This is a genomic window from Yoonia sp. TsM2_T14_4, from assembly GCF_049602355.1.
Classification (GTDB): Bacteria; Pseudomonadota; Alphaproteobacteria; order Rhodobacterales; family Rhodobacteraceae; genus Yoonia; species Yoonia vestfoldensis_A.
Genome location: NZ_CP187137.1, coordinates 1,032,886 through 1,048,068, shown reverse-complemented (window position 1 = coordinate 1,048,068; position 15,183 = coordinate 1,032,886). Strand labels below are relative to the sequence as shown.

The 15,183-nt window shown below is 61.5% G+C and carries 19 protein-coding genes and 1 tRNA gene; 10 read left to right on the top strand and 10 right to left on the bottom strand.

The window, feature by feature from the left end; translation table 11 throughout:
- Positions 1-91 precede the first annotated feature (91 nt).
- The 7 genes from ACPF9B_RS05130 to ACPF9B_RS05100 all read left to right on the top strand — a co-directional run bounded on the left by ACPF9B_RS05130 (position 92) and on the right by ACPF9B_RS05100 (position 4,429).
- On the top strand, positions 92-628 hold the full coding sequence (locus tag ACPF9B_RS05130; RefSeq protein WP_040482807.1) for a YceD family protein: 537 nt from the start codon (positions 92-94) through the stop codon (positions 626-628).
- A 234-nt stretch (positions 629-862) separates the two neighbouring features.
- A complete protein-coding gene (gene rpmF, locus ACPF9B_RS05125) occupies positions 863-1,069 on the top strand; it encodes a 50S ribosomal protein L32 (RefSeq protein WP_424179696.1) in 207 nt (68 codons plus the stop codon).
- Between the two features lie 22 nt (positions 1,070-1,091).
- Positions 1,092-2,204 (top strand): phosphate acyltransferase PlsX, encoded by a 1,113-nt coding sequence (gene plsX, locus ACPF9B_RS05120; RefSeq protein WP_007205026.1) that lies wholly within the window; start codon positions 1,092-1,094, stop codon positions 2,202-2,204.
- A gap of 4 nt (positions 2,205-2,208) precedes the next feature.
- Positions 2,209-3,180 carry a beta-ketoacyl-ACP synthase III gene (locus ACPF9B_RS05115; RefSeq protein WP_424179692.1) on the top strand — a complete coding sequence of 324 codons (972 nt, stop codon included), beginning with the start codon at positions 2,209-2,211 and terminating at the stop codon, positions 3,178-3,180.
- Positions 3,181-3,287: 107 nt separating this feature from the next.
- On the top strand, positions 3,288-3,590 hold the full coding sequence (gene ihfA, locus ACPF9B_RS05110; protein WP_424179690.1) for an integration host factor subunit alpha: 303 nt from the start codon (positions 3,288-3,290) through the stop codon (positions 3,588-3,590).
- Positions 3,591-3,593: 3 nt separating this feature from the next.
- Positions 3,594-4,241, top strand: a complete 648-nt coding sequence (locus tag ACPF9B_RS05105; RefSeq protein WP_424179688.1) for a MerR family transcriptional regulator — start codon at positions 3,594-3,596, stop codon at positions 4,239-4,241.
- A 111-nt stretch (positions 4,242-4,352) separates the two neighbouring features.
- Positions 4,353-4,429 (top strand) — tRNA-Pro (locus ACPF9B_RS05100).
- 10 nt (positions 4,430-4,439) lie between these two features.
- Here the strand turns inward: ACPF9B_RS05100 and ACPF9B_RS05095 are convergent.
- The gene (locus tag ACPF9B_RS05095) at positions 4,440-4,592 is read right to left on the bottom strand and encodes a hypothetical protein (RefSeq protein ID WP_424179686.1); all 153 of its coding nucleotides are present in this window, start codon (positions 4,590-4,592) and stop codon (positions 4,440-4,442) included.
- Here ACPF9B_RS05095 and ACPF9B_RS05090 point away from each other — a divergent pair.
- Complete coding sequence (locus tag ACPF9B_RS05090) at positions 4,591-5,673, top strand: 2'-deoxycytidine 5'-triphosphate deaminase (RefSeq protein ID WP_424179684.1); 1,083 nt, start codon at positions 4,591-4,593, stop codon at positions 5,671-5,673. The two genes, ACPF9B_RS05095 and ACPF9B_RS05090, sit on opposite strands and share 2 nt — an antisense overlap.
- On the opposite strand, the gene ACPF9B_RS05085 is transcribed toward ACPF9B_RS05090, so the two are convergent.
- The 7 genes from ACPF9B_RS05085 to ACPF9B_RS05055 form a co-directional block, all read right to left on the bottom strand.
- Positions 5,663-5,839: a hypothetical protein gene (locus ACPF9B_RS05085; protein WP_007205033.1), complete on the bottom strand. Its 177-nt coding sequence runs from the start codon at positions 5,837-5,839 to the stop codon at positions 5,663-5,665. The two genes, ACPF9B_RS05090 and ACPF9B_RS05085, sit on opposite strands and share 11 nt — an antisense overlap.
- 47 nt (positions 5,840-5,886) lie before the next feature.
- Positions 5,887-6,528, bottom strand: coding sequence for an SMC-Scp complex subunit ScpB (scpB, locus tag ACPF9B_RS05080; protein WP_007205034.1), 642 nt, complete (start codon positions 6,526-6,528; stop codon positions 5,887-5,889).
- Positions 6,521-7,315: a segregation and condensation protein A gene (locus tag ACPF9B_RS05075; protein ID WP_007205035.1), complete on the bottom strand. Its 795-nt coding sequence runs from the start codon at positions 7,313-7,315 to the stop codon at positions 6,521-6,523. The genes scpB and ACPF9B_RS05075 overlap by 8 nt, the downstream gene beginning before the upstream one ends.
- Before the next feature lie 6 nt (positions 7,316-7,321).
- A complete protein-coding gene (locus ACPF9B_RS05070; protein ID WP_424179681.1) occupies positions 7,322-8,308 on the bottom strand; it encodes a glycoside hydrolase family 3 N-terminal domain-containing protein in 987 nt (328 codons plus the stop codon).
- A gap of 3 nt (positions 8,309-8,311) precedes the next feature.
- On the bottom strand, positions 8,312-9,223 hold the full coding sequence (locus ACPF9B_RS05065) for an SPOR domain-containing protein (protein WP_424179679.1): 912 nt from the start codon (positions 9,221-9,223) through the stop codon (positions 8,312-8,314).
- Between the two features lie 69 nt (positions 9,224-9,292).
- A complete protein-coding gene (gene argS, locus ACPF9B_RS05060; RefSeq protein WP_424179677.1) occupies positions 9,293-11,035 on the bottom strand; it encodes an arginine--tRNA ligase in 1,743 nt (580 codons plus the stop codon).
- Positions 11,036-11,085: 50 nt separating this feature from the next.
- On the bottom strand, positions 11,086-12,258 hold the full coding sequence (locus tag ACPF9B_RS05055; RefSeq protein ID WP_424179675.1) for a deoxyguanosinetriphosphate triphosphohydrolase: 1,173 nt from the start codon (positions 12,256-12,258) through the stop codon (positions 11,086-11,088).
- A gap of 70 nt (positions 12,259-12,328) precedes the next feature.
- On the opposite strand from ACPF9B_RS05055, the gene ACPF9B_RS05050 reads away from it, so the two are divergent.
- Complete coding sequence (locus ACPF9B_RS05050) at positions 12,329-12,655, top strand: HesB/IscA family protein (RefSeq protein WP_040483145.1); 327 nt, start codon at positions 12,329-12,331, stop codon at positions 12,653-12,655.
- A complete protein-coding gene (xth, locus tag ACPF9B_RS05045; protein ID WP_424179673.1) occupies positions 12,655-13,434 on the top strand; it encodes an exodeoxyribonuclease III in 780 nt (259 codons plus the stop codon). The genes ACPF9B_RS05050 and xth overlap by 1 nt, the downstream gene beginning before the upstream one ends.
- 30 nt (positions 13,435-13,464) lie before the next feature.
- Here xth and ACPF9B_RS05040 read toward each other — a convergent pair whose 3' ends face one another.
- Both ACPF9B_RS05040 and dksA read right to left on the bottom strand, forming a co-directional pair.
- Complete coding sequence (locus ACPF9B_RS05040) at positions 13,465-14,628, bottom strand: FAD-dependent monooxygenase (RefSeq protein WP_424180356.1); 1,164 nt, start codon at positions 14,626-14,628, stop codon at positions 13,465-13,467.
- Positions 14,603-15,025 carry an RNA polymerase-binding protein DksA gene (gene dksA, locus ACPF9B_RS05035; protein WP_040482810.1) on the bottom strand — a complete coding sequence of 141 codons (423 nt, stop codon included), beginning with the start codon at positions 15,023-15,025 and terminating at the stop codon, positions 14,603-14,605. The genes ACPF9B_RS05040 and dksA overlap by 26 nt, the downstream gene beginning before the upstream one ends.
- Positions 15,026-15,183: the final 158 nt, after the last annotated feature.

Here is a 15,183-nt window from a genome sequence, read left to right as displayed (position 1 = left end):
GTCAGGCCCCTTGCTTTGGCATCCGATGCCTTTTATCCCCCCTACAACACCACCCGCCCCTGATCAAGAATCGAAAGCAGCCTTGCCCCAGATGCCACAGTCACTCTTGCGGTTGGCCGATCTTGCCGCGTCGCGCGGGACCAGCTTTGCGCTGACCCCCGATGCGGCTGAACGCCATGCCATCGCCGATACGCTCGGGATCGTGGGCATCAAGAAACTGCGCTTTGCAGGCACGCTGACCCCGCAAGGGCGCAAGGATTGGGTGCTGAGCGCAGATTTGGGCGCGACCGTGGTGCAGGATTGCGTCGTCACCCTTGACCCCGTCACCAGCCGGATCGACGAAACATTGACGCGCCAATACCTGTCCGACCTGCCAGAGCTGACCGGCACCGAGGTTGAAATGCCCGAGGATGACACAGCCGAACCGCTGCCCGACACAATCGACCTTTACGCCGTGCTGACCGAGGCGCTGGCGCTGGCGCTGCCGCTTTATCCACGCGCAGCAGGGGCCGCATTGGAGCAAACAATCTATACCGAAAAAGGCGTCACACCGCTGACCGATGAAGCGGCCAGACCTTTCGCAGGGTTGGGCGCGCTGCGTGACAGCCTGAAAGACACCGACGACTAAAGCGCCCTTCTTTCACCATCATTGTCGTAAAAATATCCCCGCCGGGGGCCTCAACTGTGGCGCAGCCACAGGCAGACCCAGGCAAATCAGGCAAAAAAGGGTTGCGCCGGGCGTTTATCGCAGTATTTAAGCGGCCTCTTTCACACTGCGTCTCGACAGGGCTGCCAGATTGGCGTAGACGCCCCCAAGATGCACAAATCAGGGCCGCGCGCCCGACTATCATAGGGTTCCGTCATGGCCGTCCAGCAGAATAAAGTTTCCAAATCCCGCCGCAACAACCGGCGCGCGCACGACTCGCTTGTCGCTGCAAATCCAAACGAATGCGACAACTGCGGTGAAATGAAGCGTCCGCATCACGTTTGCCCGTCCTGCGGCCATTACGCGACACGCGAAGTCGTCGCCTCCGTGACCGAGGTCGATCTGGACGAAGACGCAGCATAAGCTGTAACGCAGGCACAACAGCATGATACAGCGCCAGACGGGATCAGTCTCGACACCGGCCAATGTGCTTTCTGTTGATGCCATGGGTGGTGACAAAGGGCCTGCAACCGTGGTTGCGGGCCTTTCGAAGTTTCTGAACGCCACACCCGGCGCGCATGCCTTGCTGCATGGCCCCAAGGCGGAACTTGACCCCTTGGTCGCATCCCACAATATCGCGGCCCGCGTGACGGTGCATGACGCGTCCGATGTCGTAAAGATGTCGGACAAGCCCAGCCATGTGCTGCGGCATGGCAAGAAAACATCCATGTGGTCGGCGATTGACGCCGTGCGCGACGGTCAGGCCGCGGTGTGCATATCCTGCGGCAATACAGGTGGGTTGATGGCGCTGTCGATGCTGCGCCTGCGCAAGGCCGAAGGCGTGAACCGCCCTGCCATTGCCTGCCTGTGGCCATCGCGCAATCCGGCCGGTTTCAACGTGATGCTGGATGCCGGTGCCGATATTCGCGCCGATCAGGATGATTTGCTGACCTATGCGCTGATGGGGGCCGCCTATGCGCGCAACGGGCTGGATATCGCGCGCCCGCGCGTCGGCCTGCTCAACGTCGGGACCGAGGAACATAAAGGCCGCGCCGAGCTCAAGGTCGCACATGAGCTGATCGCGCGCGCCGCCGACAAGGGCGAGTTTGATTATGTCGGATTCGTCGAAGGCGGTGATCTGCCCTCCAACAAGGTCGATGTCATCGTCACCGACGGGTTCACCGGCAATGTCGCGCTGAAAACCGGCGAAGGCACAGCGACGCTGGTCAGCGAATTGTTGCGCGGCGCGATGATGGGCAATCCTTTGTCGATGCTGGGTGCCTTGCTCGCGCGCGGGTCCTTGCGCCGCCTGCGCAAACGGATCGACCCGCGGCGGGTGAATGGCGGCGTGTTTCTGGGGCTGAACCAGACCGTGATCAAAAGCCATGGCTCCGCCGATGCGACAGGCGTCGCCGCCGCGCTGCATCTGGCCTACCGGCTGGGGCAGACCGGCTTTTCGGACAAACTGGCGGCGCGGGTTGCATCCGCCGCCGCACTTGCCCAAGATCAGGGCCAAGAAAGTGCCGCCGAAGCGGGCAGCAACAACACAGGCGATTAACACGATGACACGGCGCGCAGTGGTCAGGGGCATCGGGCATTACCTGCCCGACAGGATCGTTCCCAACAGCGAGTTTGAAAAGACGCTGGACACATCCGACGAATGGATCAAAACCCGTTCAGGTATCGAAAGGCGGCATTTCGCGGCCGAAGGCCAGACCACGTCCGACCTTGCGATCCATGCCGCCAAGGCCGCGCTGGCCATGGCTAGAATCGCCCCCAATGACATTGATGCCATCGTTCTGGCGACATCGACATCCGACCTGACGTTTCCGTCCACGGCGACGATGGTGCAACATGCGATTGGAAATACCACAGGCTATGCCTTTGATATTCAAGCGGTTTGCGCAGGATTCGTTTATGCGATGTCAACCGCCAACGCGCTGATCACATCAGGCCAGGCCAATACCGTCATGGTGATTGGCGCGGAAACCTTCAGCAAGATCCTCGATTGGACCGACAGGGCCACCTGCGTGTTGTTCGGGGATGGTGCTGGCGCGCTGATCCTGTCGGCCGAAGACGGCGACGGCAGCACTGCTGACCGGGGTATCCTGTCTGTCGATCTGAATTCGGACGGCCGTTACAGGGATATGTTGTACGTTGATGGTGGTGTCTCGACCCAGACGACCGGCGTCGTGCGCATGGAAGGCCGCGAGCTGTTTCGCCATGCCGTCGAAAAACTGGCCCAGACCGCCGATACCGCCCTGCACAAAGTCGGGCTGACCGCCGATGACGTGGCCTGGGTCGTGCCGCATCAGGCCAATATCCGCATCATTCAGGCCACGGCCAAGAAACTGGGCGTCGGCATGGACCGTGTGGTCGTCACTGTACAGGACCATGGCAATACATCCGCCGCCTCGATCCCGCTGGCGCTGTCTGTTGGCGTGGCCAATGGTCAGATCAAGCGCGGTGATCTTGTCGTCACCGAGGCGATTGGCGGCGGTCTGGCATGGGGGTCGGTGGTACTGCGCTGGTAAGATCGGAAATGGCCGATTCTGCCTTGCATAACCCTGTTCCAAGCCCTTGTTATTGACTCTGAAATTGGCCCGCTCCAATGTAGTGCGAAATCGCGGGGAAACGATCTATGGCGGATAAGACACTGACACGCATGGACTTGGCTGAAGCTGTCCATAACGAAGTGGGCCTGTCGCGCAACGACAGCGCCGATCTGGTGGAAAGCGTGCTAACGCATGTATCCGATTCGCTGGTGGCGGGGGATACGGTCAAGATTTCATCCTTTGGCACCTTTGCCGTGCGCGACAAGGCCGCCCGCGTCGGGCGCAACCCCAAGACCGGCGAAGAAGTCCCGATCAATCCGCGCCGCGTGCTGACCTTTCGGCCATCACATCTGATGAAGGATCGCGTCGCATCCGGCAATAAGTCCTGATCCATGGTGAAAGCCCGCGAAGCCTTTCGCACGATATCCGAAGTGGCGGAATGGTTGGACACGCCCACCCATGTGCTGCGCTTTTGGGAAACCAAGTTCAGCCAGATCCGCCCTGTCAAAGGGGCAGGTGGCCGGCGCTATTACCGCCCCAGCGACATGGATCTTTTGGCCGGTATCAAGCAATTGCTGCATGAAGACGGGCTGACCATCAAAGGCACCCAGAAACTGCTGCGCGACAAGGGCGTGAAATACGTCGCCATGCTGGGGCCGCGCGTGGACGGCGGATCGGATGACACGGAGCTGTCCGAGGATGCTCTGCTGGCCGACCAAGGCGATGCGGTGCCGGACCTGGACGATATGCTGCCAGATCAGATGGATCAGCTGCTTGAACCGGTGACACAGATTGTGCCGCCGCCGCTGGCCGCGCCAGCTGCACCACCGCAGCCCCTGCAAACGGCCCTGCCCTTCGATGATATCGCACCGCCGCGCCTTGCCGTCTTTCCGGCACCGCCCAGCGAGTTGCCGGATGTTCCCGCCCGCCTGATCGGGCGTGCGCCGCTGCATGCGGGGGCCTTGCACGCACAGGCGGCCCGTATCGCGCCGGTGTTGGCGCGGCTTGACGCGGTCCGCGACCGGATGCGGCACGGCTGAACAGCACCTGCGCCAAAAAGATTTCGAGCCTCCGGCGGGGATATTTTGGCTAGGATGATGATGCTTTTCGGGCTTGTTCCTGCGCCAGATTCCAGTATGAACACGCCTAGTCGGGCTATAGCGCAGCCTGGTAGCGCGTCCGTCTGGGGGACGGAAGGTCGCAGGTTCGAGTCCTGCTAGCCCGACCAATACGGCGTTTCAGGACAGACCTGAAACAACACCTTTCGCCTGTGCGCGATGCGAAAGGCCGCGATAGGGAAGCAGTTTTTCCCAAACGCTTATCATCGCCCGCTTGCGTTTACGCGCAGCGGGCGTTTTGGTATCTGCAAGGGCCAAGGGGATGATTTTCATGCAAAACGGTGTTCTGGCAGACCATCAGATCCGCGCGCTGATCGCGCAGGGTGCGATCCGTGCCAGCGCCCCGATCGACGCGGGTCAGGTGCAGCCTGCCTCGCTTGATCTGCGGCTGGGGGCCATAGCCTACCGCGTGCGCGCATCATTTCTGGCAGGGCGCAGCCGGACGGTGACCGAACGGCTGGCGGATTTCCAGATGCATGCGATTGATCTGACCGGCGGGGCCGTGCTGGAAAAAGGCTGCGTCTATGTTGTCCCCTTGATGGAAAGTCTTGCGCTGCCGGCGGGGATGACGGGGGCGGCCTCGGCGAAATCATCCATCGGGCGGCTGGATCTGCTGACACGCATCATCACCGATCACGGTGTCGAATTCGACCGCGTGCCTGCCGGATATGACGGCCCGCTCTTTGTCGAGATTTGCCCGCGGTCGTTTTCGGTCGTGGCCCAGCCCGGCCAGATGCTGAACCAGATCATCTTCCGCCAGGGCAAGACCATCATGTCCGACGAGGACCTGCGCGCCTTGCATGCCACAACCCCCATCGTGTCGGGTGATCCGGTGATTTCCGATGGCTTGGGCTTTTCGGTCGATCTGCGCCCCGAGGCGGGCAATCTGGTCGGCTACCGCGCCAAGCCGCATACCGGCGTGATTGATCTGGCCAAGCTGAACCATTACGACCCCACCGAGTTTTGGGAACCAGTGCATACCGATACCGGCTGGATCATCCTTGATCCGGGGGCGTTTTACATCCTTGTCAGCCGCGAGGCGATTGTCATCCCGCCGATGCAGGCCGCCGAAATGGCCCCCTATCTGGCGATGGTGGGCGAATTCCGCGTGCATTACGCGGGCTTTTTCGACCCCGGTTTCGGCTATGCTGCCGCAGGCGGGGCCGGATCACGCGGGGTGCTGGAGGTGCGCTGTCACGAGGCCCCTTTCGTGCTGGAGCACGGGCAGGTCGTGGGGCGGCTGGTTTATGAACATATGGCCGCCCTACCCGCAGCTTTGTACGGGCAGGCGATCCAGTCCAATTATCAAGGACAGGGGCTGAAGCTGTCCAAGCATTTCAAACCTAGCGCATGAAACGGCGCAGCAGGCGCAGGCCCTGTTGCAATTGCTTGCCCTGACCCGCGCCGGGGGCGGGTTTGTCCGCCTGCCCGCCGCCTTTGGACAGCATCTGCATCCCTTTACCGATGCCGCGGTTCATGACCTGCCGGACGACCATGTTGATCAAGCGGTTCATGTTCATCGTTACTCTCCTTCACACCAAACAGGGGCGACGGTAGCGCAGAATCGTTAATCTTCAAACAGCTCTGATTGATCGGCATCGCCGTTGTCGTCGCCCGGATCGCCCAAGGCGACCGTGCCGGGGGGCGGGCGGTTTTCCAGCAGCCCTGCGGCGCGCAATTCCTTTATTCCGGGCAGGTCGCGGGCGTTTTCCAGCCCGAAATGGTCAAGGAAAGCTTGTGTCACTACAAAGGTCACGGGCCGCCCCGGTGTCATCTTGCGCCGGCCGAGCCTGATCCATTCCATCTCGATCAGCTGGTCGATGGTACCACGGCTGACACTGACGCCGCGGATTTCCTCGATCTCGGCGCGCGTCACCGGCTGATGATAGGCAACGATGGCGAGCGTTTCGATCGCCGCGCGCGACAATTTGCGGGTTTCGACGATTTCCTTTTGCATGAGGAACCCAAGGTCCGGCGCCGTGCGGATCGCCCAGGCATCGCCGATGCGCACCACATTGACGCCGCGCCCTTCGTAACGTTTGCGTAAGTACGCCAACGCCTCGGCCGGGTCGCAGCCATGCGGCATCCGCCCGATCAGGTCTTGCACGGTAACGGGGTCTGCGGTGGCGAACAGGATCGCCTCGACCATGCGTTCCTGTTCGCCCATCGGGGGCGCATCAAACAGACTGTCGTTTTGCGGTTTAGCCATGGCGCGGTTCTTTCTTGCGGATCTGGATCGGCGCGAATGTGTCGCCTTGCCGGATTTCGATCTTGCCTTCCTTGGCCAGTTCCAGTGACGCGGCAAATGTCGCCGCCGTGGTGGACCGCCTGCGTTGCGGGTCCGCGTCCCAGCCATCGGGCAGATAGCTGACGATATCGGTCCAGTCACCGGCAAAGCCGATCAGATGGCGCATCCGTTCCAGCGCCTGTTCCATCGTCATCACATGCGCGCGGTCCAGCACGAAGGGCCGGAAATCATCGCGGGTGCGGATGCGGGCGTAACCCTGCATCAGGTCCAGCAGCGTCGCGGTATAGCGGATGCGGCGCACGCGCTGCACGTCCTCGGTAATGCCGCGCGCGAAAAAATCGCGCCCCAGCTGGTCACGGGCCATCAGTTGCGCCGCCGCCTCGCGCATCGCGGACAGCCGTTCGAGCTGGAACGCCAGATGGGCGGCCAATTCTTCGCCCGATGGCCCCGCCTCGCGCGGGTCAGGCGGCAGCAACAGCCGTGATTTCAGAAACGCGAGCCAGGCCGCCATCACCAGATAATCGGCGGCCAGTTCCAGCCGCAGTGCCTTGGCCTGTTCGACAAAGGCCAGATATTGCTGCGCCAGCGCCAGAATCGAGATCTGGCGCAGATCGACCTTTTGGGTGCGCGACAGGGTCAACAGCAGATCGAGCGGCCCTTCGAAGGCACCGACATCGACAATCAGCGCCTCGGCGGCAACGCGGGCGCTGATACGGTCGGTATCTTGCTCAAATTCATCGGGCTGCATCGGACCTCACGCCATCAGCGTTTCAAATTCGGCCTCTAATGCGGTGATGTCAATCGTTTCGGGTGTCTTGCGCAGGGCAAGCGCGCGATCGGCGCGGATAACCGCCCGCGCCGACATGGCACCGGCGGCCTGTGCCACATCAGTCATCTCGCCCATATCACCATTGCAATGCAGGATCAGGTCACAGCCCGCGGCGATGGCGGCATGGCTGCGATCGGTCATCGACCCTGCCAGTGCCTGCATCGACAGATCATCGGTCATCAGCAAGCCGTCAAACCCGATCTGGTCGCGGATCACCTGCATCATCACCGGCGATGTGGTGGCAGGCCGGTCGGGGTCAAGCGCGTCAAACACGATATGCGCTGTCATGCCCAAGGGCAGATCGCGCAATGCCTTGAATGGCGCGAAATCATGGGCGGTCAGGTCATCAACGCTGGCACTGACGCGCGGCAAGGCCAGATGGCTGTCAGCCTGCGCGCGCCCATGGCCGGGGATATGTTTCAGCACCGGCAAAACACCGCCCGCCAGCAATCCATCCGCACAGGCGCGCGCCGCGGCGACCACCGTTGGCACATCGCGGCCGTAAAGGCGGTTTTGCAGGAACGGATGGGTCGCATCCTCGGCCAGATCGGCCAAGGGGGCGCAATTGACGTCAATGCCGACAGACAGCAAATCATGCGCAATCAACCGGTAGCGCAGCCATTGCGCGCGCAAAGGGTCAGCAGCGCGCGCCATCTGGTCCAATGCGGGCAGGTAGTCGCGCCAATGGGGGCTGCGCATCCGCTGCACCCGCCCCCCCTCCTGGTCGATCAGAATTGGCGCCGCGCGGCCCACGGCATCGCGCAGATCGCCGGTCAGGCGGCGGATCTGGTCAGGCGTGTCGATGTTGCGTGCAAACAGGATAAAGCCGAACGGGTCAGCGTCACGGAAAAACCCGCGTTCCCACGGCGTGATGTCGAGCGCGGCTGGGCCGAAAATCGCCGCGGTCTGCATGACCTAATTGACCACAACCGCGATACATTCCGCACCTTCGGCCTGCAAGGCGGCGCAGAACCGGCGGGCATCGTCGCGGTCGGCAAAGCCGCTGGCGCGCAACCGATACCATGTGCCACTGCTTTGCGTGCTGACCTGCACGACGCGTTCACGCCCGTTCATCAGCGCACCAAAGCGGGATTCAAGCCGCGCCCATTCTTCGGCCGCCAAGGCCGGTGACGAAAACGCGCCCAATTGCACCAGATCGGTGCCGGTGGCGAAACTGACCGTGGTCACCGGCACTTCTGTGGTGCTGGCGCGGGTGATCGCAAGCGCCGGTGCCGGCGCCGGGCGCAAGGATGCAGGCCGCAAGATCGGGCGCAGCGAGACCGCAACACCCGGCACAGAGGCAGGCACACGGTCCATGGCAGCGACATCGCTGCGGGCTTCAGCCTCGGTGATTTCGGCGACCATGGCCAGAACATCCTCGACCGTGGTGCCCATGGTCTGGTCAGGCACGGCAATGGCATCGGCATCCGGCAACAAGGCCACGGGCTGCATGATTTCCTCGCCCACGTCATCAACAGCGACCATTGGCCGGGTCTCGAGGTCTTCGCGGGCCAGGCCTGGCATCCGTGGGGCCAGCACAAGCCGGTCCTCGGGCGCTGCCGCCTCGCCCATGGCGACCAATTCATTGACGGACAGACCAACATGGCGCGCAATATCACCGCCCGGATCATCAGGCAGCACCCGCATCTCGCCTTCCATGGCGCGGACCACGGGGATGCCCGTGACATCACGCATGATCAGCTGATAACCCCAATAACCAATGCCAAAAATCAAGGACAAGGACACCAAAGCGCCCGTGGCATTAACCCAGGGTTGCGCAGGTCCACTGCCCGATTGCGGGGCAAGCCCCTGCTCGTAAGTCGCCATCACTGCCTCACTGCCCGCGCCATTTGCGGCTTGTCGGGTCGTCTGCTCTGCCTTGACCGGCGGGCTGCGTTAGCGCATTTCCTCTGCCGGTCTGACGCCTAGAATACCCAAACCGTGCGAAATAACAATCGCAACAGCCCGGATCAGCGCAATTTTCGCTTGTGTTGTATCAGAATCACCCATCTGCAGGAACCGCAGGGACGCATCGTCATTGCCACGGTTCCACAAAGCATGAAAATCCGACGCCAGATCATACAGATAAAACGCGATCCTGTGGGGTTCATGGCCCTTGGCCGCGATTTCCACCAGACGCGGCCATTCGGCGATCTTGCGCGCGACAGCCAGCTCGGCCTCGTGGGTTAGACCGGAGAGATCGACCGCAGCCAGCGTGGCGTCATCAACCGCGACACCGGCGTCCTGCGCCTTGCGCAACACCGAATTGACCCGCGCATGGGCATATTGGACATAAAAGACAGGGTTATCCTTGGATTGTTCCAAAACCTTTGCAAAATCGAAATCCAAAGGCGCGTCATTCTTGCGCGTCAGCATGTGAAAACGGGTCACGTCAGGGCCAACCTCGTCCACCACATCGCGCAGCGTGATGAATGTTCCGGCCCGTTTCGACATCTTGAACGGCGCGCCGTTCTGGTACAGCTTCACCAATTGGGTCAGCTTGATATCCAGCGGCACCTTGCCATCCGACAACGCCGCAACTGCTGCCTTCATCCGTTTGACATAGCCACCGTGATCGGCCCCGAACACGTCGATCAGCGCATCAAAACCGCGCTGCACCTTGTCATAATGATAGGCGATATCGGGCGCAAAATAGGTCCAGGCGCCGTCCGATTTCTGCACCGGCCGGTCCACGTCATCGCCGTGGGCGGTGGATTTGAACAGAGTCTGTTCGCGCGGTTCCCAATCTTCGGGCGTCTTGCCCTTGGGGGCTTCCAGCACGCCTTGATAGATCAGGCCCTTGGCATCAAGCTCTGCAATCGCTTTCTCGATCAAGCCACTGCCGTACAATGATTTTTCGGAATAGAAACTATCCATCTCGATACCCAGCTGCGCCAGATCGGCGCGGATCAGCGCCATCATCGCATCGGTCGCAAACAGGCGGACATCGTCCAGCCAGACATCTTCGCTTTGGTCCAAATACTCAGATCCGACCTTCTCCTTCAGCGCCTCGCCCACGGGGATCAGGTAATCGCCGGGATAGGACCCTTCGGGCCAGTCCACGGTCAGGTCATGCGCCTCGACATAGCGCAGATAGACCGACCGCGCGAGCACATCGACCTGTGCGCCGCCATCATTGATGTAATATTCGCGCGTCACATCATAGCCTGCGTAATCGAGCAGGCTGGCCAGCGCATCGCCGAACACCGCACCCCGCGTATGACCCACATGCAACGGGCCGGTCGGGTTGGCGCTGACATATTCGACCAGCATCCGCTGCCCCTGCCCCAATGTGGACCGGCCAAAACCTTTATCCGACAGCGCCGATTTTACGATGCCCTGCCAGGCGGCAGGCACCAGATGCATGTTCAGAAATCCAGGCCCTGCAACATCGGCGCTGGCGATCAGCGGGTCCGCGGCCAGTTTCACCGCCAGCGCATCGGCGATTGCACGCGGGTTCAGGCCCGCAGGTTTGGCCAGCACCATCGCAGCATTCGTTGCCATATCGCCATGTGCGGCATCGCGGGGCGGTTCGACCGCGACAGCATCCAGCGCCAGCCCCTGCGGCAAGGCGCCATCGGCAACCATCTGGTCAAGACAGGCCAGCACACGGCCCCGCACATCAGCGAAAAGGTTCATTTTATCGGTCCATTTTTGATCCGGCAGGTGTATCACCCCCGCCGCCCGCGTCAATTCCCGTCGATCACCCCGGGTGGGATGGTTTCGCCGCCAATCAGGCGTTTGTGTTCCTGAATGGCAAAACGGTCAGTCATGCCTGCGATGTAATCGGCCACGATCCGCGCCAGCGCGGTGCGGCCCTGCGCATCGGCCACATCCTTGCGCCATTGCTTGGGCAGCTCGTCCGGGTTGTCCATGAAGAACGGGAATAATTCGTTAACCATTTTCGTGACAACGACCCGCATTTCGACCACCGCAGGCGCGCGGTACATGCGGTCGAACAGGAATTGCCGGATCACTTTCAGATCGGTCCAAAGGTCGGGTGAAAACTGGATCACCATGCGCCCGGCGTGGCGGATATCATGCACCGATCTGGGGTTCAGATCGGCCAGATTGCGGCGGCTGACAGCGATCACATCCTCGACCAGCACGCCAAAGAACCGGCGCAACGCCTCGTGCCGGCGGCGGTAGTAATTCAGGCCGGGGTATTTCGCATCGACCCGCGCGAAACAATCGCGCAGGATCGGCAGGGCGGCAAGATCATCGGTGCTGAACAGTTCTGCACGAAGTCCGTCGTGCAAGTCATGGTTATTATAGGCGATATCGTCTGAAAGTGCGGCCACCTGCGCCTCGGCACTGGCATGGGTGTGCAGTTCCAGATCGTGGCGCGCATTATAGGCGGCCAGCGCATAGGGGATGTCGCCCACAACCGGCCCATTATGTTTGGCGATGCCTTCCAGCGTTTCCCATGTCAGGTTCAGCCCGTCCCATTCGGCATAATGCCGTTCCAGATCGGTGACGATCCGCAGGGCCTGCGCATTGTGGTCGAAACCGCCGTAAGGTTGCATCAGCGCATCCAGCGCCTCTTCGCCGGTATGCCCGAACGGTGTGTGGCCCAGATCATGTGCCAAGGCGACAGCCTCGGTCAGTTCCACGTTCAGCCCCAAGGTCGCGGCGATGGTGCGCGCGACCTGTGCCACCTCGATCGAATGGGTCAGGCGGGTGCGGAAATAATCGCCTTCATGTTCGATGAAGACTTGGGTCTTGTGTTTGAGCCGCCGGAAGGCCGAGGCATGGATGATCCGGTCACGGTCGCGCTGGAACGGCGAACGAAAGGTGCTTTCTTCTTCTGCATAAAGCCTGCCGCGTGGATTGGCCGGATCGGTCGCATAGGGCGCTGTCATTTGTTTGCCTGTTGTCGGGTTTGCCTGACATGCCTATATGTCAAAGATGAACAATCCGAAAGGCGATGCAATGCTTACGCTTCCTCCCCAAGTCACGCCGCGTGCTTTTGAACGGCTGGCGGAAATCGGCGCTGCCGCGCAAGGCAAGGCCCTGCGCATCGCGGTCGAAGGCGGCGGTTGTTCGGGGTTTCAATATGAAATTGATCTGGACGAGCCAAAGGACGACGATCTGATCCTGTCGGACAAAGGCGAAACCGTGGTGATCGACGCCATTTCGCTGCCGTTCCTGACCGATGCTGTGATCGATTTTTCCGAAGAATTGATCGGCGCACGGTTCGTGATCAACAATCCAAATGCATCCTCGTCCTGTGGCTGCGGCACATCGTTTGCGATGTGATGAAGATCGCGACATTCAACATCAACGGCGTCAAGGCGCGGATCGAAACCCTGTGCGATTGGCTGGACGACAGCGCGCCAGATGTGGCGATCCTGCAAGAGATCAAATCGGTCGATGACGGCTTTCCCCGCCAGTTGATCGAGGATCGCGGCTACACGCTCGAAACCCACGGGCAAAAAGGGTTCAACGGGGTGGCGATCCTGTCGAAACTGCCGCTGGAGGATGTGACCCGTGGCCTGCCCGGTGATGATGCCGACGAACAGGCCCGCTGGATCGAGGCGACAGTGGTTGGCGATGTCGCGGTGCGGATTTGCGGGCTATACCTGCCCAACGGAAACCCCGCGCCGGGGCCGAAGTTTGACTATAAGCTCGCATGGATGGAAAGGTTGCTGGCGCGCGCCACCGCCCTGCTGGCCGACGAGATGCCCGCGCTGATGGCGGGGGATTACAACATCATCCCGCAAGGAATGGACGCCGCAAGGCCTCAGGTCTGGCGCGACGATGCTTTGTTCCGGCCTGAAAGCCGTGCCGCCTATCGCCGTATCCTGAACCTTGGTTTTACCGAGGCGTTCCGCACGCTGGAACCCGGCGCGGGACATTATTCGTTCTGGGATTATCAGGCCGGGGCCTGGGAAAAGAACAATGGTATCCGCATCGACCATTTCCTGCTGACCCCGCAATGCGCGGATCTGCTGACGGGGGCCTGGATCGAAAAAGACCTGCGTGCGCGCGACAAACCGTCGGATCATGTGCCGGTCTGGGTGGAACTGCGCCCCTGACGGGGCTGGTGGCCTTCGGCGAGGATATTTTTAAACAGATGAAGTTGTCACGTCGTGGTCATAGAGCCAGCCAAGGCGGTTGATAAACGCGTCTGGCGCAATTTTACCAAGTGTTTTCAGCCCTAGATGCGCCACACGCCGTGGGGCGCCGGACAGGTGATAATTGCGCGCATTGGCGTTGGCGGCGGCGATGGCGCGGCTGACGCGGGGGCGGCGGGCGGATTGATAGGCGTGCAGCGCCTGCGCCAGATTGGGCTGCGCATCGGTGATCTGTGCGAGGGTAAAGGCATCTTCAATCGCGAGATTAGCGCCTTGGGCCAGAAACGGCAGCGTCGGATGGGCGGCATCGCCCAGCAGCGCGATTTGGTCATTGTGCCAATGATCCGCCACCTTATGGCGGAACAGGCCCCAAAGATTGCAGGCATCGACCCGCGCCAGAAGATCCTGCAACGGTGCGGCGCAATCGGCGAAGGCTGCCCGCAGATTGGCGGGGTCATCACCGTGGTGCCAACCTTCGGCGGCCCAAATGTCGCGTTCCTGCACGGCAACGATATTCAGCCGGTTCCGAGCCAAAGGATAGGTCACGACATGCCGCCCCGGTGCCATCCAGATTTGTGCGACGGGTGGCACGTTGGCGGCGGGAATGATCGCGCGCCAAGCGACCTGTCCGGTGAAAAACGGAGCATCCGCAGTGTTCAGCACAGGCCGGATCACTGAATGCAGCCCATCGGCGCCAAGCGTCATATCTGCGCCAGATAAACCATCCGTTGTCACATCCGCGATCCGCGCGTTCAGCACGATGCGCACGCCCGCCACGGCGCAGGCCTGCGCCAGCAGACCGATCAAATCGGCGCGGTGCACGAAGCGGTAAGGCGGGGTCTGGCGGGTCAGGTCAAAGCGCGCGATGGCCCGCCCGCTGAGCGCATCCACCGGTTGGACAGCTGTAGCGCGCAGACCGGACTGGTCCAGTGCATCCGCCAGCCCAAGAGCTGCAAGCGCACGCGCGCCATTGGGGGTGAGTTGCAGGCCTGCGCCTACCTCGGCAATGGCGGAGGCTTGTTCGTGGACAGTGACCTGTGCGCCTTGGCGTGCAAAGGCCAAGGCCGCGGTCAGCCCGCCGATCCCGCCGCCAATGATGGCAATGCTGCGTCCGGCATTGGCCCCCACATCAATCGTCGCGGTGGACTTTTTCACGCCGTTCGTGGCGTTCTTGCGCTTCAAGGCTCATCGTGGCGATGGGGCGCGCATCCAGACGCTTGAGCGAAATCGGCTCGCCGGTGATTTCACAATAGCCGTATTCGCCATCGTCGATTCGGCGCAGGGCGGCGTCGATCTTGTTGACCAGCTTGCGCTGGCGGTCGCGGGTGCGCAACTCGATCGACCTGTCGGTTTCTTCAGAGGCGCGGTCTGCCACATCAGGGATATTGCGGGTCTGGTCTTTCATCCCCGCCACGGTGTCGCGGCTGTCTTCGAGGATCTCCGCCTTCCAATCCAGCAACTTGCGGCGGAAATATTCGGTCTGGCGTTCGTTCATGAAAGGTTCGTCATCGGCCGGACGATAATCGTTCGAAAGAAACACTTCGGCTTTCATCGCATTTTCCTTGTCTGGCGATCGGGTAACGCGACCACAGGCCATGCAGCAACGGTCCCAATTCCAGCGCCGTGTACCCTTTTGGCCTTGCCATGTCACCCCCTGAATTGATCTGCGGGGCGGGTGTTGCCGATCGTCGTAGACCTGCTAACTTGCGC